The 17,144-nt window shown below is 57.4% G+C and carries 19 protein-coding genes; 3 read left to right on the top strand and 16 right to left on the bottom strand.

The window, feature by feature from the left end:
• The first annotated feature begins 94 nt into the window (after window positions 1-94).
• A complete protein-coding gene (locus WMP96_RS01270) occupies window positions 95-556 on the top strand; it encodes a DUF2631 domain-containing protein (RefSeq protein WP_023021307.1) in 462 nt (153 codons plus the stop codon).
• Between the two features lie 180 nt (window positions 557-736).
• Here the strand turns inward: WMP96_RS01270 and WMP96_RS01265 are convergent, their stop codons facing one another.
• Genes WMP96_RS01265 through rlmN form a run of 3 tightly spaced genes read right to left on the bottom strand, consistent with a single transcriptional unit; the run spans window position 737 to window position 4,308 of the window.
• Window positions 737-2,329: a hypothetical protein gene (locus WMP96_RS01265; protein WP_340431919.1), complete on the bottom strand. Its 1,593-nt coding sequence runs from the start codon at window positions 2,327-2,329 to the stop codon at window positions 737-739.
• Window positions 2,330-2,334: 5 nt separating this feature from the next.
• The gene (locus WMP96_RS01260) at window positions 2,335-3,165 is read right to left on the bottom strand and encodes an ABC transporter ATP-binding protein (protein ID WP_023021305.1); all 831 of its coding nucleotides are present in this window, start codon (window positions 3,163-3,165) and stop codon (window positions 2,335-2,337) included.
• A gap of 18 nt (window positions 3,166-3,183) precedes the next feature.
• On the bottom strand, window positions 3,184-4,308 hold the full coding sequence (rlmN, locus tag WMP96_RS01255; protein WP_198010463.1) for a 23S rRNA (adenine(2503)-C(2))-methyltransferase RlmN: 1,125 nt from the start codon (window positions 4,306-4,308) through the stop codon (window positions 3,184-3,186).
• 82 nt (window positions 4,309-4,390) lie between these two features.
• Here rlmN and WMP96_RS01250 point away from each other — a divergent pair, with 82 nt between their 5' ends.
• A complete protein-coding gene (locus WMP96_RS01250; RefSeq protein WP_200288924.1) occupies window positions 4,391-4,798 on the top strand; it encodes a LapA family protein in 408 nt (135 codons plus the stop codon).
• Window positions 4,799-4,885: 87 nt separating this feature from the next.
• Here WMP96_RS01250 and WMP96_RS01245 read toward each other — a convergent pair whose 3' ends face one another.
• The 5 genes from WMP96_RS01245 to rpsB all read right to left on the bottom strand — a co-directional run bounded on the left by WMP96_RS01245 (window position 4,886) and on the right by rpsB (window position 9,445).
• Window positions 4,886-5,764, bottom strand: coding sequence for a phosphatidate cytidylyltransferase (locus WMP96_RS01245; RefSeq protein ID WP_340431916.1), 879 nt, complete (start codon window positions 5,762-5,764; stop codon window positions 4,886-4,888).
• 150 nt (window positions 5,765-5,914) lie between these two features.
• Entirely contained in the window at window positions 5,915-6,472 is a 558-nt protein-coding gene (gene frr, locus WMP96_RS01240; protein WP_023021301.1) for a ribosome recycling factor, read from the bottom strand.
• Between the two features lie 71 nt (window positions 6,473-6,543).
• Window positions 6,544-7,230, bottom strand: coding sequence for a UMP kinase (gene pyrH / locus WMP96_RS01235; protein WP_023027755.1), 687 nt, complete (start codon window positions 7,228-7,230; stop codon window positions 6,544-6,546).
• Window positions 7,231-7,498: 268 nt separating this feature from the next.
• On the bottom strand, window positions 7,499-8,311 hold the full coding sequence (gene tsf, locus WMP96_RS01230) for a translation elongation factor Ts (RefSeq protein ID WP_023021300.1): 813 nt from the start codon (window positions 8,309-8,311) through the stop codon (window positions 7,499-7,501).
• Between the two features lie 300 nt (window positions 8,312-8,611).
• Window positions 8,612-9,445 (bottom strand): 30S ribosomal protein S2, encoded by an 834-nt coding sequence (rpsB, locus tag WMP96_RS01225; protein ID WP_301715645.1) that lies wholly within the window; start codon window positions 9,443-9,445, stop codon window positions 8,612-8,614.
• A 378-nt stretch (window positions 9,446-9,823) separates the two neighbouring features.
• Here rpsB and WMP96_RS01220 point away from each other — a divergent pair, with 378 nt between their 5' ends.
• A complete protein-coding gene (locus WMP96_RS01220; RefSeq protein WP_023021299.1) occupies window positions 9,824-10,345 on the top strand; it encodes a M23 family metallopeptidase in 522 nt (173 codons plus the stop codon).
• On the opposite strand, the gene WMP96_RS01215 is transcribed toward WMP96_RS01220, so the two are convergent.
• The 8 genes from WMP96_RS01215 to lepB (WMP96_RS01180) all read right to left on the bottom strand — a co-directional run bounded on the left by WMP96_RS01215 (window position 10,342) and on the right by lepB (WMP96_RS01180) (window position 17,107).
• Window positions 10,342-11,259, bottom strand: coding sequence for a tyrosine recombinase XerC (locus WMP96_RS01215; RefSeq protein ID WP_023021298.1), 918 nt, complete (start codon window positions 11,257-11,259; stop codon window positions 10,342-10,344). The genes WMP96_RS01220 and WMP96_RS01215 overlap by 4 nt on opposite strands.
• Window positions 11,260-11,294: 35 nt before the next feature.
• Complete coding sequence (gene dprA / locus WMP96_RS01210) at window positions 11,295-12,476, bottom strand: DNA-processing protein DprA (RefSeq protein ID WP_340431913.1); 1,182 nt, start codon at window positions 12,474-12,476, stop codon at window positions 11,295-11,297.
• Window positions 12,473-14,035, bottom strand: coding sequence for a YifB family Mg chelatase-like AAA ATPase (locus WMP96_RS01205; RefSeq protein WP_301715643.1), 1,563 nt, complete (start codon window positions 14,033-14,035; stop codon window positions 12,473-12,475). The genes dprA and WMP96_RS01205 overlap by 4 nt, the downstream gene beginning before the upstream one ends.
• Window positions 14,022-14,420 (bottom strand): YraN family protein, encoded by a 399-nt coding sequence (locus tag WMP96_RS01200; protein ID WP_086587468.1) that lies wholly within the window; start codon window positions 14,418-14,420, stop codon window positions 14,022-14,024. Before WMP96_RS01200 ends, WMP96_RS01205 begins: the two co-directional genes overlap by 14 nt.
• Before the next feature lie 172 nt (window positions 14,421-14,592).
• Window positions 14,593-14,898 carry a DUF2469 domain-containing protein gene (locus WMP96_RS01195; RefSeq protein ID WP_005325239.1) on the bottom strand — a complete coding sequence of 102 codons (306 nt, stop codon included), beginning with the start codon at window positions 14,896-14,898 and terminating at the stop codon, window positions 14,593-14,595.
• 62 nt (window positions 14,899-14,960) lie between these two features.
• A complete protein-coding gene (locus WMP96_RS01190) occupies window positions 14,961-15,602 on the bottom strand; it encodes a ribonuclease HII (protein WP_301715642.1) in 642 nt (213 codons plus the stop codon).
• Window positions 15,589-16,326, bottom strand: a complete 738-nt coding sequence (gene lepB / locus WMP96_RS01185) for a signal peptidase I (protein WP_200288918.1) — start codon at window positions 16,324-16,326, stop codon at window positions 15,589-15,591. The genes WMP96_RS01190 and lepB (WMP96_RS01185) overlap by 14 nt, the downstream gene beginning before the upstream one ends.
• Window positions 16,304-17,107 carry a signal peptidase I gene (gene lepB, locus WMP96_RS01180; RefSeq protein ID WP_284798386.1) on the bottom strand — a complete coding sequence of 268 codons (804 nt, stop codon included), beginning with the start codon at window positions 17,105-17,107 and terminating at the stop codon, window positions 16,304-16,306. Before lepB (WMP96_RS01180) ends, lepB (WMP96_RS01185) begins: the two co-directional genes overlap by 23 nt.
• Window positions 17,108-17,144 lie beyond the last annotated feature (37 nt).

Raw genomic sequence — 17,144 nt, 5'->3', positions numbered from 1 at the left:
GCGCGATGATTTAGAATGTGTAGCAGACAAATGGCATTGGTGTGCCCGCACGCCCATCGCGCAGACGGGCATACGCAGAAGCGAAGGAGAGCAAGTGTCTTCCCACAAGCCGGTACCGCAGGTATATGACGGTGTTTCTACTGAGGACGTCCCATCCGCAGGATTCGGTTGGTCCCGCATCAGCCGCTCGGGCGTGCAGATCGCCGGTTGGATTTCCGTTCTCTTCTTGATCGCCTACCACTTTGGTAATCACAAGGGCCACGTTGAGACTGTCTGGCTCGTCGTACTGACTGTCCTGCTGGTAATCGGCCTGCTCATTCATGCTTTCCAGCCTAAGCTGCACCAGGTGCGCACCGTGACCGCCCGCAACCAGCCGGTGGGCCACCAGGAGCCAGACTGGGTCTACGACCAAAAGACCAACACCGGTGTGTACGCCGAGCTGAGCGATTCCCAGCTGCGCGCGCTGAATATCGAGCCTTCCCGCGTTTCTCACCTGCGCGTTGAGCCAGGCACTAACAACGCCACCCCGGTTTCCTCCAGCAAGCACGCGCTCTAAGCTTTCAGCACACTTTAGCTACCGCCGCCCTTCCCCGCGAAGGTCGGCGGTTTCTTTTTGCCTCCGCTTGCCGACGCCTCTCCCCTTACTCAGCGCTCACTCTGCTGGGTGCCGCCCTGCCCACACCCACCCTTAGCAAGAGCGCGGTGTGGGCGATACTTGCTAAGAAGCGCCCGAGTTTTAAGACACCCAGTGGCCCACCTTGGCGTAGATCTCGGGCAGGGTGTTATCGACGCGCTTGCCACTGACCCGCAGTGCGAGGACATAACACGCAACAGGCACGGCTATGACGAGTACAAACCCCAGCGCGACCAGCACCATGTTCGAGCCGTAGCCGATAGCCATTGGGATGACGCCTGGGATGATGGGCGTCCAGCCAATAAACAAACTCAAAATAGCGCTTAAGAAGGCGCTAGCCGAGTAGCCGGATTTATCCGCCCACATATTCCCGCCAGGCCGCGCGGTGGCAAAGGGATTAAAGGTGGTGAGCAGCAATGACAATCCGGCGGAAGAAATGAAGATTCCCAGGGCAGCAACCACCAAACAGGCAGTGAGAGCTTTATCCGCACTTAGCGCAAAAAGCAGCATCGCCGTGAGCACAACAATTATGGCTGAAAGCACCACGTGCGCCCAGTGCCGCGCGTAGAGCAGCGTGCGCGGACGAACTGGGGCGGCCATCTTTACCCACAGGCTTGGACCGTCATAACCAAAATCATTGGTGGCGACGATTCCGCCTATCAGCCCGAGGAATAACAAACCTACTGAAGATAAATCGGAGTCAGTAGCAAAGCCCTGGATAATCAAGACGACTGCCAGAATTGGCTGCATGATAATGCTGCCAATAAGGCGGGAGTCACGGAAAATATAGCGCAGCGAGCGCGTAAATTCCATGGCAGCAGGGCTGCTATAGGAAAAGGAACCAAGGGAAAAGCGGCTTATCCCCTTGGACTTCTCACGGTGATTGCGTGCCGACGGGGAAACCGTACGGTGCTCGAATTGCCGCCGCAGCAATTGATGCCACGCCCACACAGCTACGCCCAGCGTTACTACGGCGATGAGAAATTGTGCGCAGGCTTCCACCATTTCGCCCTGAGCAAGCGCAAGCGCCCAACCCACCGGTGCTCCAACAGGCGTCCACGCTAATCCTTCACCTACCGTTCCCAAAGGGAAGTCAGAGCCCGCGAGGGAAGAAAGTTTAGTCGAGCCGAAGATAAGCACGAACACCGCCACCGAGCCCAAGGCCTTAAGCTTCGTGGAACTAAGCTCCGCGACAGTTGCCCCGACATGAACCGCAAGATCCACCAGCACCAGCGTCAGTACAAGGGCGAAAAGCATTCCTAGACAGAAAGGCAAGATGAACAATGCCTTCCCGTTTGCCGCCAGGATCACGCTTCCGGCCACCGCATAAGCAATGGACAGCAAGACTGAGACCGGGGCACGCAGATTAAGCACCGAGGCGATAGCGAGTGCCGGTGTGATGTCTTTCAGCCGCAGCGGAAACGCGGAAAGCTCGCGGGCAGATAGCTGGTTCTCTCCGCTGGGCATGATGAGGGTGATAACGATGAAAGCCAGCGTGCCAAGACCAGGGGCCACGGTTAAGGCTTGCACGTTCCCAGTTCCGGTGGAAATATCTGCCGCAGCAAGAGCGGCGAGCGATGCTAGCCCGATGAGTCCATAGAGCAAAAGGCAGATCGGGATCATAACCGCTGCAGCATTCGCTTTAAGGCTTCGCACCCATAGTGTGCGGTGCAGCTTGAGAAGCGTCGAAGTCATTGCGTCTACAACTCCCCTTCCCCGCGCTGCGTTGTGCTGCCTTCGCTGCGCAACCACTCGAAAGAGTCCGCATCAAATTCACTTCCGCCGGCGAAGTGAATGAAGGCATCCGTCAGGCTGCCGCCTTGGCGCACATCTTCCACGTGGCCGGCGGAGAGCACCTGGCCACCGGCGATGATGGCTACGTGATCGCATAAGCCTTCCACTAATTGCATAACATGTGAAGACAGGATTACTGTGCCTCCGCGGGCGACATAGGCGCGCAGGATCTCTTGAATAAGCTGCCCCGAAACGGGATCCACTGCCTCTAGGGGCTCATCTAGTATCACGACCTCTGGGTTATGCAGGAGCGCGCCCGCCAGAAGTATCTTTTTAGTCATGCCGGCGGAGTAGTCCGCGATGGGTTTATCGGCGGCGTCGGCAAGCTGCAAGGCATCCAAAAGCTGTGCGCTGCGGTGCTCGACTTCGGCTTGATTCATGCGGCGCAATGCGCCGAGATAGAACAAGTACTCTGGGCCCGATAAACGGTCGAAGACCGGAGCGCCGTCGACAAGCAGGCCCATGGCCGCCTTGGCTGGCAGTGGCTCCTGCCAGGTATTGTGCCCGGCGATAAAGGCCTCGCCGCTATTTGGGCGCAGGAGGCCACACGCCATGGTCAACATGGTGGTTTTGCCCGCGCCATTGGGGCCAACGATGCCATAAATAGAGCCCCGCGGGATGTCGAGGCTCAAATTCGACACCACGGGGCGTCCAGCGAAAATTTTGTTCAGACCGCGCACGGCAAAGGCCTGCGTGGTCGGATCATCTGCAAGTGGCGGATAATTCGGAACAATCATGTCCGCCAATCTTATCAGTTAGGCTGACTTATCTTCCCGCTCATCCGCTGCAAGCTGACCACAAGCCGCCGCAATCTCATCGCCCTTTGTATCGCGCACCGTGCAGGGAACGCCTTGGGCTTGCACGCGACGCACGAACTCGTCCTGGCGGTCTTGCGGGGCCGCATCCCACTCTGAGCCCGGCGTGGGGTTCAGCGGAATAACATTAACGTGGACCTTGGAGCCCAACTTCTGGTGCAGCTTGCGCCCCAGCATATCGGCGCGGAAATCCTGGTCATTCTTATCGCGAATCAGGGCGTACTCAATGGACACGCGGCGGGCGGACTTATCCGCATAGTAGCGCGCGGCATCCAGCACCTCATCAACAGACCACCGGTTGTTGACCGGCACTAGACCGTCACGCAGCTCATCGTCCGGAGTGTGCAAGGAAACGGCCAGAGTGCAGGCCAAGTCTTCGTCCGCAAGCTTGCGAATTGCCGGAGCCAAGCCCACGGTGGAGACGGTCACGTTGCGCTGGGAAAGGCCAAAACCCGTACCATCCTGGCCAGTAATCTGACGTACGGCCTGGACCACGCGCTTATAGTTGGCCAGCGGCTCACCCATGCCCATAAAGACAACGTTGGACAAACGCCCACCTTCTGCAGCCATGGCGGACGCAGCGTGGCGGAATTGCTCGACAATCTCGCCCGTGGACAAGTTACGATCAAGGCCGCCCTGGCCAGTAGCGCAGAACGGGCAGGCCATGCCGCACCCTGCCTGGGAAGAAATACACAAAGTAGCGCGACCTGGGTAGCGCATCAGCACTGATTCCAGTAGCGTGCCGTCGTGCAACCGCCACAGGGACTTAGTGGTCTCGCCGTCGTCCGTGGAGGTGGTCCGGATGGGTTTCATCAGCTCAGGGAAGAAGGCTTCCTTGACTGCTTCGCGCTTGCCGGCGGGGATATCGGTCATATCCTCGACATTGTCGGTGTAGTGCTCGTAATAGTGCTTAGCCAGCTGCTTCGCACGGAATTTAGGCAGGCCAATTTCTGCGAGCTTGTCAATGCGCTCGTCTTCGGTCAGGTCCGCGAAATGTTTCGGGGGAAGTCCGCGGCGTGGGGCGGAAAAGTTAAGTTTCACTGGTTGAGCCATAATATTGCCCATCATTCCACGGTCTGCGTGGGATTTTCCAATTGAAGGCCGCGCCAAGTGGCATAATCGACAGGATTAAAGAAATAATGGATACATGACAAATCCAAATTATCCTGCAGATGATTTTTCTTCTTCCGACGCAGACCTCTCCTCGGCGGAGCTGAACGCTTCTGAACCGGAGACTAGTTCTGACCTAGAACCAGCCGTTTCTGACTCTACTTCTCACTCCACCCAGCCCTCTGGCAAGGCGAAGGGATCTTTCGCGGCCAGCACGTGGATGGCGCTTATCGTAGGATTCCTGCTGCTGATTGTCCTCATTGTGTTCATCATGCAAAACCAGCACGAGGTTCCTATGAACTTCCTGGGCTGGTCTGGCGAGTTCCCCGCCGGAATTGCTTTCCTCATTTTTGCTATCGGCGGCGCACTCATCATGGCGCTAGTCGGTGGCTGGCGCATGTTTGAGTTGCGTCGCCAGCTACGCAAGCAAGCGCAGCAGGTATAAATCTATATAAAAGCCGCCTCTCCCCTGTTCTGCCGTCTTTTTCGGGCAGTTTATACGGGAGAGGCGGCTTTTGTTTGTCTGATGTTCCTATGGTGTAAACGTAGACAGGAAGCTAATCGCTACCCAGGTGACCATGGCAGAAGGTAGCATGCCATCCAAACGGTCCATGAGGCCGCCGTGGCCGGGCAATAATGCCGACATGTCTTTAATACCCAGCTCGCGCTTAAATTGGGATTCCACCAAGTCTCCCAAGGTGGCACAGATAACTAGACCGAGCCCCATCAGGCCACCCACCCAGGCATCGTGATGGAGCAGAAATTTCACCGTGAGCGCACCGGTCACCACGCCGAAGATGATGGACCCACAAAACCCCTCCCACGATTTTTTAGGGCTCACCGCAGGTGCCATGGGGTGCGAACCAAACATCACGCCCGCAACATATCCGCCGGTATCGGAAGCCACAACGCACAGCATAAAGACGACGATGGAGGCAGCCCCACTGGAAAATGGAATCGACACCAGCGACAACATGGCTGCGAAGGTGGCAAAAAGCGGAATCCACGTCAGCACAAAAATACCGACGGACATATCGCGCAAGTAGTTGATAGGCGGACGATGACGACCGTTATGGAAAAGGCGGCCAAACATAAGTGCCAGCACCGCGGTGACATAGACTGCTACCAAGCCCGGCGCCCCCAGGGGCCATGAGATCCACACCATGGCTTGGCCCAGAATGATAAGCAGCGTACGCGGAACATAGTAGGAATGCTCCCGCAGGCGGCTGAGGACCTCCCACATGGCAACGCCTACTGCAAGCGCTACGACCGCATACCAAGCCAGCGGACCAGCCCACACGGCAAGCACCACAAGAGCGCCGAGCCCCACGCCAACACCGATAGCGGCCGGCAAGTCGCGGCCTGCACCATTCTTTGGCTGTGGCAATCGGCGGTTTATGGCGTCACTCACCGTGACCGGCTCCTTTCGCTGTCTTGTGTGATTCCCCGGCTAACTTGCTCAGTTCCGCCGGCTCTGCCCCGTTGTGGGAGCGGCGGGCCTTGGAACAGAAAAAGCGCCGCCGGCCGGGGAGACAGGCACGGCGGCAACAAAGCGGAGGTCCTAGACCTCCATCAGCTCGTTTTCCTTATTCTCTACCAAGCTGTCTACCTGCTCGATGTAGCCGGAGGTAATCTTTTCCATTTCCTTTTCTGCTGCGATGACTTCGTCCTCGCCGGCATCGCCGTCCTTTTGCAGCTTCTTCAACTGCTCCATGGCCTTGCGGCGAATATTACGGATAGCGATCTTGCCATCCTCACCCTTGCTCTTAGCCAGCTTCACCATTTCTTTACGGCGTTCCTCCGTCAACTGCGGGACAGTCACGCGAAGAACCTGACCATCGTTGGTGGGATTGACGCCCAAATCCGAGTTGCGGATGGAATTTTCAATCTCATGGATCATGGACTGCTCATAAGGCTTGATGAGCAGCATGCGCGGCTCTGGTACGGAGATGGTAGCCATTTGGGTAATCGGGGTGGGAACACCGTAGTATTCGGCTACCAAGCCGTTGAACATGGCGGGGTTCGCGCGGCCGGTACGAATGGTCACCAGCTGCTCGCGGGTGTGCTCGACGGAAGCGGTCATGTGCTCTTCTGCTTCGAGCTGAATCTCATCGATCATGAGGCTAAATCATCCTTAAACGAATAGGGGTGGCTGTATAAAAAGGTAGCAGGTTCGCAGCCGCTACAGTATTAGGACTGCACCAGCGTGCCGATAACTTCACCGCCAGCTGCGCGGGCAATATTGCCCTCCTCCAGCAGGTTAAAGACCAAAATCGGCATATCATTGTCCATGCACAGGCTAAAGGCCGTTGCATCTGCCACCTTTAGGCCTTTTTCAATGACCTCACGCGGGGTAATTTCGGAGTACAACTCCGCATCCGGATTGGTGCGCGGGTCATCCGAATAGACTCCGTCGACTGCCTTGGCTAGGAAGAGAACCTCGGCGCCAATTTCCAAGGCGCGCTGCGCGGCGGTGGTATCCGTGGAGAAGTACGGCATACCCATGCCAGCGCCGAAGATAACTACGCGGCCCTTTTCCAAATGGCGGTCAGCACGCAGCGGCAGGTACGGCTCAGCAATCTGCGCCATGTTGATGGAGGTCTGTACGCGGCAATCAACACCTTGCTGCTTGAGGAAATCCTGCAGTGCGAGGGAATTCATTACCGTGCCGAGCATGCCCATGTAATCCGAGCGTGCCCGGTCCATACCGCGCTGGGATAGCTCCGCGCCGCGGAAGAAGTTTCCGCCGCCAATCACCACTGCAATCTCGATTCCTTGGCGGGAGACCTCGGCGATTTGGCGGGCAACGTTTTCAACCACATCCGGATCGATACCGACCTTACCGCCGCCGAACATCTCACCGCCCAGCTTCAGCATTACTCGCTTATATCCGGTTCGCTTAATATCTGCAGCAGTCACGCCTACTTCGTCTCCTTAACGCGGGGCAGTTTCAATCTCCGCCCCATCTTACCCATATATCTTTCGCATCCTCACACCACCTGCCGATGCAGCCCGGTGGGTTTAAGCTAGGCATCAAAAAGGCACCTAGAGAAGAGAGAACCTCGCGCCGGTCACCCCATTAGCGCACAACAAAGCCCACAAAGGACGGTCCTTTGTGGGCTAGGTTTTAAAAGCGAGAGCGTGCTTAAGCGCCAACCTCGTAGCGAACGAAGCCAGTGATGGTGGTGCCAGCCTCTTCCGCAACCTGCTTTACGGTCTTCTTGTTATCAGACAAGGAAGCCTGCTCCAGCAGAACGATGGACTTGAAGAAGCCGTTCAGGCGGCCTTCCACGATCTTCGGCAGGGCTGCCTCCGGCTTGCCCTCCTCACGAGTAGTGGCCTCAGCGATCTCGCGCTCCTTTTCGACGATCTCTGCAGGAACGTCTTCGCGGGTGAGGTACTCAGCGTTCATTGCAGCAATCTGCAGGGCGGCAGCGTGAGCGCCTTCCTCGTTGCCCTCGTAGGAAACCAGAACGCCCACTGCCGGCGGCAGATCAGCGGAACGCTGGTGCAGGTAAACAGCAATGTTGTCACCCTCTACGGTAACTGCACGGCGTGCCTGCAGCTTCTCACCGGTCTTAGCGGACTCCTCGTCCACTACCTCGGAAACCTTCTTGCCGTCGATCTCAATGTTGTTGAGTTCGTCTGCGGAGTTTGCCTTGGCCTCAGCGGCAGCGTCAGCAATCTTGGCTGCGAAGGTCTTGAAAGCCTCGTTCTTAGCAACGAAGTCGGTCTCACAGTTGATCTCGACCATAGTGTTGCCAGAAACAGCAATCAGGCCTTCGGTTGCCTCGCGGTCAGCGCGCTTGGAGACGTTCTTAGCGCCCTTGATGCGCAGGTACTCAACGGCCTTATCGTAGTCGCCGTTGGACTCTTCCAGAGCCTTCTTGCAATCGAGCATGCCGGAGCCGGTAGCTTCGCGCAGTGCCTTGACGTCTGCAGCAGTGTAGTTCGCCATAGTTGGGGCGATCCTCCTTGAAAATCAAACAGTGTTCGTTCAAACAGCGTAGTCGACGCGGTGAAATCGCGCCGCTTTAGGGTGGCAGAAACCACCCCTTTTCTCACCTATGCATGAAGGTGGAGCTGGCTTCAGCAGCACCCAGCATAGATAAAACCAACCCCCGCCGCCGTTTGAGCACGGTGGCGGGGGTTGGTAAACAGCCTTGGGCAGGTATTACTCCCTTGCTGCCCCACACCAAAAGTGCGTGGGGTATTCAGTTAAACGCAGGTAAGGAAGGTTCCTACCAAGAAAGTACGATTACTTCTCGGCCTTGTCTGCGGATGCTTCCTCAGAATTTTCTGCGGAAGCCGGATCGGAAGCTGCGGCAGCCGCCTCAGCGTCACGCTTTTCCTTTTCAGCAGAGTCGCCGGCAGCTTCCTTGGCTGCAGCCAGCTGACGCTCCTCACGAGCCTTCTTGCCTTCCTCTACAGCGGAAGCAACGATGCCAGAAAGCAGCTTGGTGGAACGGATAGCGTCGTCGTTGCCCGGAATCGGGAAGTCAACGTCGTCCGGGTCGCAGTTGGTGTCCAAGATGGCAACAACTGGGATGTTCAGCTTGTGAGCTTCCTTGACCGCGATGTGCTCCTTGTTGGTATCAACAATCCACAGAGCAGACGGGGTCTTAGCCATATCGGAGATGCCGCCCAGAACGCGCTCGAGCTTGGCGCGCTCACGGTTGAGCATGAGAACTTCCTTCTTGGTGCGGCCCTTGTAGCCGTCCTCACGCTCGTCCATTGCCTGAAGCTCCTTCATGCGCTTCAGACGCTTGGACACGGTCTGGAAGTTGGTGAGCATGCCGCCCAACCAGCGGTGGTTTACGTAAGGCATACCGACGCGGGTTGCTTCCTCAGCAACTGCTTCCTGAGCCTGCTTCTTGGTACCAACGAACAGGATGGTGCCGCCGTGTGCAACGGTTTCCTTGACGAACTCATAAGCCTCGTCAATGTAGGTCAGCGTCTGCTGCAGGTCGATGATGTAGATGCCGTTACGGTCAGTGAAGATGAAACGACGCATCTTCGGATTCCAGCGACGGGTCTGGTGGCCAAAGTGCACACCAGCGTCGAGGAGCTCGCGCATGGTTACAACTGCCATGATTCGCTCGCTTTCTTTTATCTTGTCTTTCGGTTTTCCAATTGTGCGGTGTTTTATTCCGCACCCTAGCAACGAAGGCCCCGCTGACACCTTGTTTCCAAGGACCACGTCAGCCGCTAGGCTGTCTCTTCCTTCCAGCAGGAAGCGACAACTTCGCCGCGCGTAGTCAATGCCTCCACACGGTGGACACACTGCTGCCTCAAAGAATAATCCCTCTACGCTGGTTTTTCCAAACCGAATACAACTTATTCACACTAGGGTCGAAGCTGCTAAGCATCATGCGCCACATTCACCCCAATTGGACCATCCGCTACTCGTAATCCACAGCCCCACAGGCAAGGGTTTTCTGACAGCTCACCTCTGGTTAATGCTTTTCCCATGAGCCATTTTTCTGTGTCTTTTTCAAAGCCCGCTTTCCGACGCCCCACCTTCACCACCACTGCCTTCCTCGTCGTTTCTTCCCTCCTACTACTGTGCTGCCCGCCGGCCACGGCCTACGTTGATCCTGCCTCGGGTAAGCCAAACCCGGCGCGGGTTTTGCGCGGGTTTGAAGCTCCCGAACAAAAGTGGAGTCCCGGCCACCGCGGTGTAGACATGGCCCTTGCCGTGGGTTCTCCGGTGGTAGCCGCTGAAGATGGCGTTGTCGCGTTTGTCGGCACGGTGGCAGGAAAACCGGTCGTTTCCATCACCCATGCAGACGGGGTAAGGACGACTTATCAGCCCGTACACGGCACCGTAAAACAAGGCCAAGAAGTTCGCGAAGGACAAGTCATTGGCCGCTTGGGCAATCCCGTCGATGGCTATCCCGGCCTGCACTGGGGCGCCCTCATTGCAAAAGATACCTATATCGATCCTTTAACCTTGCTGGATATGCCAGTGATACGCCTCAAGCCACTTTAAGCTCGAGGATGCGCCTGGTTATATACGCGTTGCAATCTTTGCGCAGATACGTGGGTATAGATCTGCGTGGTATTAAGCGAGGAATGCCCCAATAGTTCTTGCACAACCCGCAAATCTGCCCCGCCTTCTAGGAGGTGGGTGGCAGCCGAGTGCCGCACTCCGTGCGGGGTAAGCCCTTGTGCACCGCTAACTTTGGCGGCCCTATCCACAATGCGCCGCACCTGGCGCTGGTCAATGCGCCCTCCCCTGCTGCCTACGAATACGGCTTTAGTTCCTTCCTCAGCGAGTTGTCCACGGCCCTTTTCTATCCACTGCCGCAAGGCGTCGTCCGCCGCATGACCAAAAGGCACCACGCGCTGCTTATCTCCCTTACCGGTTACGTGCAAGGTGCCGCGATGAAAATCAATATCGCTCAGGTCTAGGCGCACCAGCTCCGCCACGCGCATCCCGGAGGCATACAGCAACTCCAAGATGGCACTATCGCGCAGGAAGTGAGCTTCGTCTGCAGAAACCGCATTGCCCATGAGCTCACCGGCCTGCTCGGGGGATAGAACCGTCGGTAGGTGACGGCCCACCTTGGGCGTGACCAGCCGTGCGGCTACATCTCGCTCGAGGTGCCCTTCGCGCACTGCCCAAGTGGAAAATCCTTTGACCGCTGCGGTGCGCCGCGCCAAGGTGGAGCGCGACTTTCCTTCCGCCACGGCCTCTGCCAGCCATTGGCGCAGGTTGTTGAGGTTAAATTCCGCAAAGGTAGGAACGCTGCGAGCAAGGTCGCGCAGATCTGAGCGATACCCACGTACCGTTGCCTCCGCACGGCCTTTCACGTGCAGTTGGAAATCCACGAAATCCTCGATAGCCTCAGCCATCTGCCCTTGAATATCCGGCGCTTTCGCGGAAACTCCATCTTCACTCATATCACAGCAGTGTACTCGCCTTTCGCTGGGGTTATCTATTCCGTTTCCCTGCGCGCCCAGGTATTGCCGTGGCGGACAACGACACACATCTTCTCTAACGCCAATAAAAGGTGAACTGTCAACGGCAGACGAAATCCCGCGTCGCGGGCAATGTCCTCTGCCGTAGCTTTTTCTTGGCCTGGCGGCGGTGTTGCATCAAAGACTCGCAACTCATTGCGGGAGAGACGTTGTGTCATTGTTGCCGCAAAATTGATTTCATATTGTGCACCTGGATCTACTTCCCCGGTGCGGCTGACTAAGGCGCGAATTTCATCGGCGCTGGTGACCAACTGTGCACGGCCTTCCTGAATGCGCTGGTGACAGCCCAGCGAGCCGCTAGTGGTTATCGGCCCCGGTACAGCCATGGCCACGCGTCCTAGCGCTTCTGCCCAGTTGAGAGTATTAAGTGCGCCGGATCGAAAAGCCGCCTCCATAACTACGGTGCCGTGACTGAGTGCTGCTACTAAACGATTGCGCGTTAGGAACCGGTGTCGCTTCGGTGCGGTTTCCGGTGCGAATTCAGAAATAACGCACCCGTTATCCGCGATCTTGGCAAATAGGTTGGCATTGCGAGCCGGATAGTCCCTATCGATGCCGCACGCTGCTATAGCTACCGTGTGCCCGTTGTTGTGCAAAGCAGTTTCATGCGCCACGGTATCAACGCCTAGGGCGCCGCCAGATATAGGAGTCCATTCGTGTTGAACCAATCCGGACACTACGTTTTGGGTTGCCTGCCAGCCATAGCGAGAAATGGCGCGAGTGCCAACAATCGCTACAGCCTGAGCAACCTCCTGTTTCACAGGGGCGCCACGCACCCAGAGGCTGTGCGGCGGCAGTGCTTGGTCATCAAAGGTAGCTGGGGCTTCCCCGCTGTTTTGATAAAAGCCGAATGCGGAATCAAACTCCTCCGTTGGCCATTCTGGGCTTTCTGCCGTGATGAGCCGAGCCCCAACGCGTTCTGCTGCTGCCATATCCTCCGCTTGACGCAGCCAATCATAACGGGAGGCCGTGCGCGCAAGCAGCGGTCCTATCCATTCGGCACGATGGTAGATTCCATGGGCGATTTCCTCGGCCGGATACTGCGTAAGCAGGGCCTGCAAGGCAGCGGAAGGGCCTTCTACCACGCGGTTGAGGTATACCCAGGTGACATAAGGGGTGGAGAGATCTAATTCGCTCATGCCGCGAGCCTTCCCACGTTGATGGAGCCACGCAGGTCGAGTGCGCGTCCCACCTCATCCAAGTCCGGCTGCATCTTTCCTGCTAAATCAGCTAAGGTCCACGAAAGCCTGAGCACACGGTCCACCCCGCGCTGGGAAATTTCGCCTTCCGCCAGGTAGGCGGACAACATGACCATTGCAGCATCTGCAGCCGGTCGCTTTCGGCGCAAGTAGGACGAAGGGACCTCGCCATTGGTCCGCGCGGAAATGCCATCCGCCCACCACCGCGCAGCGGCACGCTCGCGGGCAGCGGCAACTCGCTCGGCAATGACTGCGGAGTCTTCTTCGCCCTCCGCGTTGATCGTCGCCGCCTGCCCACTTAAGGTGACCACCATATCTAGACGGTCCCGGAGCGGACCGGAGAGGTTGGACAGATAATTCATGCGCTCGTGCGGGTTACACCTGCACTGCGAAGGATCTTCTGCCGAGCACCTACACGGGTTTGCTGCCATGACCAGTTGGAAGCGAGCGGGATAGATAACTTCTCGGCGCGAGCGCGCTAGCCGTACTTGTCCTTCTTCCAACGGGGCACGCAGGCCATCGAGTACCGGTGCGGCAACCTCGCTGACCTCGTCGAGGAAGAGCACACCATTGTGGGCCAGACTTACCGCTCCTGGGCGCGGATGCCCGGAGCCGCCGCCTAGTAGCGCGGCCCGAGTAACCGAGGCATGCGGGGCGATAAACGGAGCATGCTCAATGACCTCACCTGGCGTTCCGGTAAGCGAATGAATCGCGGTGGTCTCTACCTGCTGATCCGGGGTAAGTGTAGGCAGGATGGTGGGCAGGCGGGAAGCAATCATGGACTTTCCCGCCCCTGGAGGACCGATCATCATAAGGTGGTGCCCGCCGGCCGCAGCAACCTCGGCGGCCCATTTTGCATTAGCTTGGCCCGCGATATCGCAAAAATCCGGGCGTGCTGCAGCTGCGCGCGCGGGGTCGGGCGATCCAGGAAAACTCGCCGCCTGCGGTAACCCACGGTTTCCACACGCCCAGCTGAACGCTTCCTTCAAAGAAGCCGCAACGAGTACGTCTAAATCCGGCACCAAGGTTGCCTCGGCTGCGTTACCCGGCGGCACGATAAGAGTTGATATTCCCTGCTCTCTTGCGGCTAGAAGGGCCGGAATAATACCTGCGACGGGCCGAACGGATCCGTCGAGGCCGAGTTCTCCCAAAACCAAGGTGCGCTGCAGCCGCCTCGCGGGCGAAGGCGAGTTGCCAAAGCGCGGAAAGTCACTTTCTGCCTGTGCAGCCAAGATCGCGAGCGCTATGGGTAAGTCAAAGTGGGAACCGGATTTGGGAAGCGACGCTGGAGACATCGAGACGACCACTTTGGTCTTGGGCCAAGGAAGGTGGGAGTTAAAGGCTGCAGTCTTGATCCTATCCCGCGATTCAGAGATCGCGGTATCCGTCTGACCCACAACATGTATCCCTGGCAGGCCGTGGCCAACGTTCGCTTCTACATCGACTAACTGTGCTAGAACTCCGTTGAGGGACATCGTCAAGCAATTACCTAGAGCCATCTTCAACCCCCTTGAAGTGTTCTAACGCAAATCCCTGCCCGCGCTCCAACAACGTTATAACGTCGAATCGCACCGAAGACAGTGGCTTTCCATCGAGCCACTGCGCTGCAGCCTTGCGAAGGCGCGCTAGCTTCTGCGGGGTTACGGCTTCTGCTACCCCGAAGCTGGGAGTGGCGCGCGTTTTAACCTCAACAAAGACGATGGTTCCGTCCGCCTCGCGCGCGATGAGGTCAATTTCTCCTACCCTATAAGAGACATTAGCGGCAATAATTTCGGCCCCGCGTTCACGGAGGTAGCGCGCGGCGAAGGCTTCTCCCCTTTTCCCTAAGACTTGCTTATGGCGAGGCTTCTTAGTGGCTAGGTGGTGTTCTGAACTAAATTGCATTGCAGTTTATCCTTGTGCGTCGTGAAATTCTTCGGCCTGCACAGAACACCGCAGCTAGCATGGGGTGCACAAGGTGTACAAAACGGAAAGTGCCCAGGCTGTGGATAACTATGCTTCGAGGCACTGTTATCCACAGCCAGGGCACAACGCTTGTAGTGCCGAGTTGACAAAATTACTCCGGCATCATGAATTCAGGCTTATCCAGCTCTTCGATATTGACGTCCTTGTAGGTAATGACGCGAACATAGCGCACAAAGCGGGCGGAGCGGTACATATCCCATACCCAAGCATCGGACATGCGCACCTCGTAGTACACATCAGGTCCAGAGGTATGCGGAATGAGCTCTACCGCATTAGCCAGGTAAAAGCGCCGCTCAGTTTCAACGACATAGGAAAACTGACTGACAACGTCTCGGTACTCGCGGTAGAGGGACAGCTCTACCTCAGCCTCGTAGTTATCGAGTTCCTCTGCACTCACGATGGACCTCCAGGTTGTGGGTTAGCTCGCTTAAGCTTAGCGCGCAGGAGGCTAGATTCTAGCTAGGCACGCGCGGCGAACTCCGCATGAGCGCGGCGGACATTGTCATAGCTCATCCGGTGTTCCGGGCACGCTCCAAGCGCCGAAATTGCAGCCTCGTGTGCCTTAGTCCCATAGCCTTTGTGCTTGGCCAATTCATAGCCGGGATAGCGCGCATCAAGGTCGCGCATCAGGTGGTCGCGACTCACTTTTGCCAAGACACTTGCCGCGGCGATACACCGCGCGGCTGCATCGCCGCCGATGATGGGCAGCTGGGGTTGGGTAAGGCCGGGGATAAAGAGGGCGTCGCTAAGCACATAGCCTGGGCGGACATCCAGGCGTGCTACCGCCCTGCGCATACCGGAAATATTAGCGTGCTGGATGCCGCGCTTATCGATGTCCCCCGCGCTAATGTGCACCACAGACCAGTCCACAGCCTTGTCCTTAATGAATGGAAAGAGCCGCTCGCGCTGCCGGGGAGTCAGTTTTTTGGAATCGCTAAGCTCCGCCAGCTCCTTGATCGGGCGATTAGGCATAATGCAGGCCGCGATGGTGATTGGCCCGCAACACGCGCCGCGCCCGGCTTCATCCACTCCAGCCACCGGCCCGAGCCCAGCCTTGCTCAACGCCAGCTCATAGGTGCGTCGTTGCTTAAGCCGCCGCATGCGAAATCTCTGGGTGTTCCACCCCACCCCACCGCGACAGAGGCAAGATGACAGCCTCAACTCGGCCGCGAATATTGTCCACTGGCACGGTGCCTTGTAGGTTATCGCCCAAGTGCGCACGCGAATCGAGGGAGTTGGTGCGATTATCTCCCATTACCCAGAGATGCCCCTCCGGGACGGTGACGGGGCCGAAGTACTCGCCGCCACACTCCTGGGAGCCAACACCGGGGTCTACGGGAATCTCCGGTGGATCAAGCACGAATGATTGATCAATCGGCTGACCATCCACCATCACCGAAGGATCACCAGCCTCACAGCTCACCGTTTGTCCGCCGGTAGCAATTACCCGCTTGACGAGGATATTTTCCCCGTTGGGCAAAAGCCCAACTGCCGCCAAAGCATTCTGCGCACCTCGCACAATAATATTGCGCGAGCGTGTGACCTGAAACTCGTTATTCCACGACTCCGGCCCTTCGAAGACAACCACCTCCCCAGGTTGTGGGTCTGTGAAGTAATAGCTGACCTTCTGCACTGCGATGCGATCGTTTTCGCAGCCGGGACAACCATGCAGGGTAGGTTCCATCGACGCAGAAGGAATGACATACATCCGTCCCACCAATGCTTGTAAGAGCACCAGCAGGACAAAACCTGCCACCACGGGGAAGAAAAAATCCCGGGTGCGCAGGCGTTGGGAAGAAGGTTTATTCCTGGATGTCCGGGTCATCGATGCCACCGATGCGGGTAAACGGCCAGAAGACGAACTTCACCTTGCCGCGGACATTTTCCACCGGTACTGTGCCGTGGAATTTATCGGTCATGTGATAGCGAGAATCTGCCGAGGCCGTGCGATTATCACCCATGACCCAGATATTGCCCTCCGGTACTTCCACGGGACCAAAGTACGGGCCTCCACAAGCTTCCGAGCCTGTCGACTTATCTACCGGGTACGTTGGCGGGTCTTGCACGTAGTCTTGCTCGATGGGCTTGCCATCAACCATGATTGCAGAATCACCCTCCTGGCAAGACACTGTCTGCCCACCGGTGGCAATCACGCGCTTAACCAGGGTATTTTCATCGGGCGGCGCCAAGGATACAAAGCTCAACGCATCCTGCACCCCGTGGATTACCGGGTTGGACGAGCGCGGCGAGACATAGCTGGAATTCCAGTCCTCGGTGCCTTTGAAGACGACAACATCGCCTGGTTCTGGCTCTCCATCGCCGTAATAGGAGATCTTTTCCGTAAAGATACGGTCATTCGTACAGCCCTCGCAGCCATGCAGTGTCGGCTCCATCGAGCCGGAAGGGATCACATACTGCCGTCCGATAAAGTTCTGGAAAAGGCCCACGATAACAAGGACCGTTGCCACGACCAGAAGGGTTTCCAGCAGCCATGGCATGTCTTTTTTCTTGGTTGCCCCTTCGCCTTGCGGGGAGGCGATCCCCTCTACGGGGTTGGCCCCCTCACCTTCAGGCGACTGTTCCTGCGAGATGCTGTCTTTATTCACGCGCTAAATCCTAGCAACCCCACGTCCCGGTTCCCGC

The organism is Corynebacterium sp. KPL4035 (assembly GCF_037908325.1).
Taxonomy (GTDB): Bacteria; Actinomycetota; Actinomycetes; order Mycobacteriales; family Mycobacteriaceae; genus Corynebacterium; species Corynebacterium kefirresidentii.
The sequence above is the reverse complement of the archived record's forward strand: the minus strand, read 5'-3'. Positions and strand labels throughout refer to the sequence as shown.

What these genes read in the sequence shown, in the direction of transcription:
- WMP96_RS01265 (WP_340431919.1), bottom strand. Translation starts at nt 2,329, where the DNA reads ATGACTTCGACGCTTCTCAAGCTGCACCGCACACTATGGGTGCGAAGC.
- lepB (WP_200288918.1), bottom strand. Translation starts at nt 16,326, where the DNA reads ATGACCCGGACATCCAGGAATAAACCTTCTTCCCAACGCCTGCGCACC.
- WMP96_RS01190 (WP_301715642.1), bottom strand. Translation starts at nt 15,602, where the DNA reads ATGCGGCGGCTTAAGCAACGACGCACCTATGAGCTGGCGTTGAGCAAG.
- dprA (WP_340431913.1), bottom strand. Translation starts at nt 12,476, where the DNA reads ATGAGCGAATTAGATCTCTCCACCCCTTATGTCACCTGGGTATACCTC.
- tsf (WP_023021300.1), bottom strand. Translation starts at nt 8,311, where the DNA reads ATGGCGAACTACACTGCTGCAGACGTCAAGGCACTGCGCGAAGCTACC.
- WMP96_RS01205 (WP_301715643.1), bottom strand. Translation starts at nt 14,035, where the DNA reads ATGGCTCTAGGTAATTGCTTGACGATGTCCCTCAACGGAGTTCTAGCA.
- rlmN (WP_198010463.1), bottom strand. Translation starts at nt 4,308, where the DNA reads ATGGGCAATATTATGGCTCAACCAGTGAAACTTAACTTTTCCGCCCCA.
- WMP96_RS01215 (WP_023021298.1), bottom strand. Translation starts at nt 11,259, where the DNA reads ATGAGTGAAGATGGAGTTTCCGCGAAAGCGCCGGATATTCAAGGGCAG.
- WMP96_RS01260 (WP_023021305.1), bottom strand. Translation starts at nt 3,165, where the DNA reads ATGATTGTTCCGAATTATCCGCCACTTGCAGATGATCCGACCACGCAG.
- rpsB (WP_301715645.1), bottom strand. Translation starts at nt 9,445, where the DNA reads ATGGCAGTTGTAACCATGCGCGAGCTCCTCGACGCTGGTGTGCACTTT.
- frr (WP_023021301.1), bottom strand. Translation starts at nt 6,472, where the DNA reads ATGATCGATGAGATTCAGCTCGAAGCAGAAGAGCACATGACCGCTTCC.
- WMP96_RS01220 (WP_023021299.1), top strand. Translation starts at nt 9,824, where the DNA reads ATGAGCCATTTTTCTGTGTCTTTTTCAAAGCCCGCTTTCCGACGCCCC.
- WMP96_RS01200 (WP_086587468.1), bottom strand. Translation starts at nt 14,420, where the DNA reads ATGCAATTTAGTTCAGAACACCACCTAGCCACTAAGAAGCCTCGCCAT.
- pyrH (WP_023027755.1), bottom strand. Translation starts at nt 7,230, where the DNA reads ATGCTGAAGCTGGGCGGTGAGATGTTCGGCGGCGGTAAGGTCGGTATC.
- WMP96_RS01250 (WP_200288924.1), top strand. Translation starts at nt 4,391, where the DNA reads ATGACAAATCCAAATTATCCTGCAGATGATTTTTCTTCTTCCGACGCA.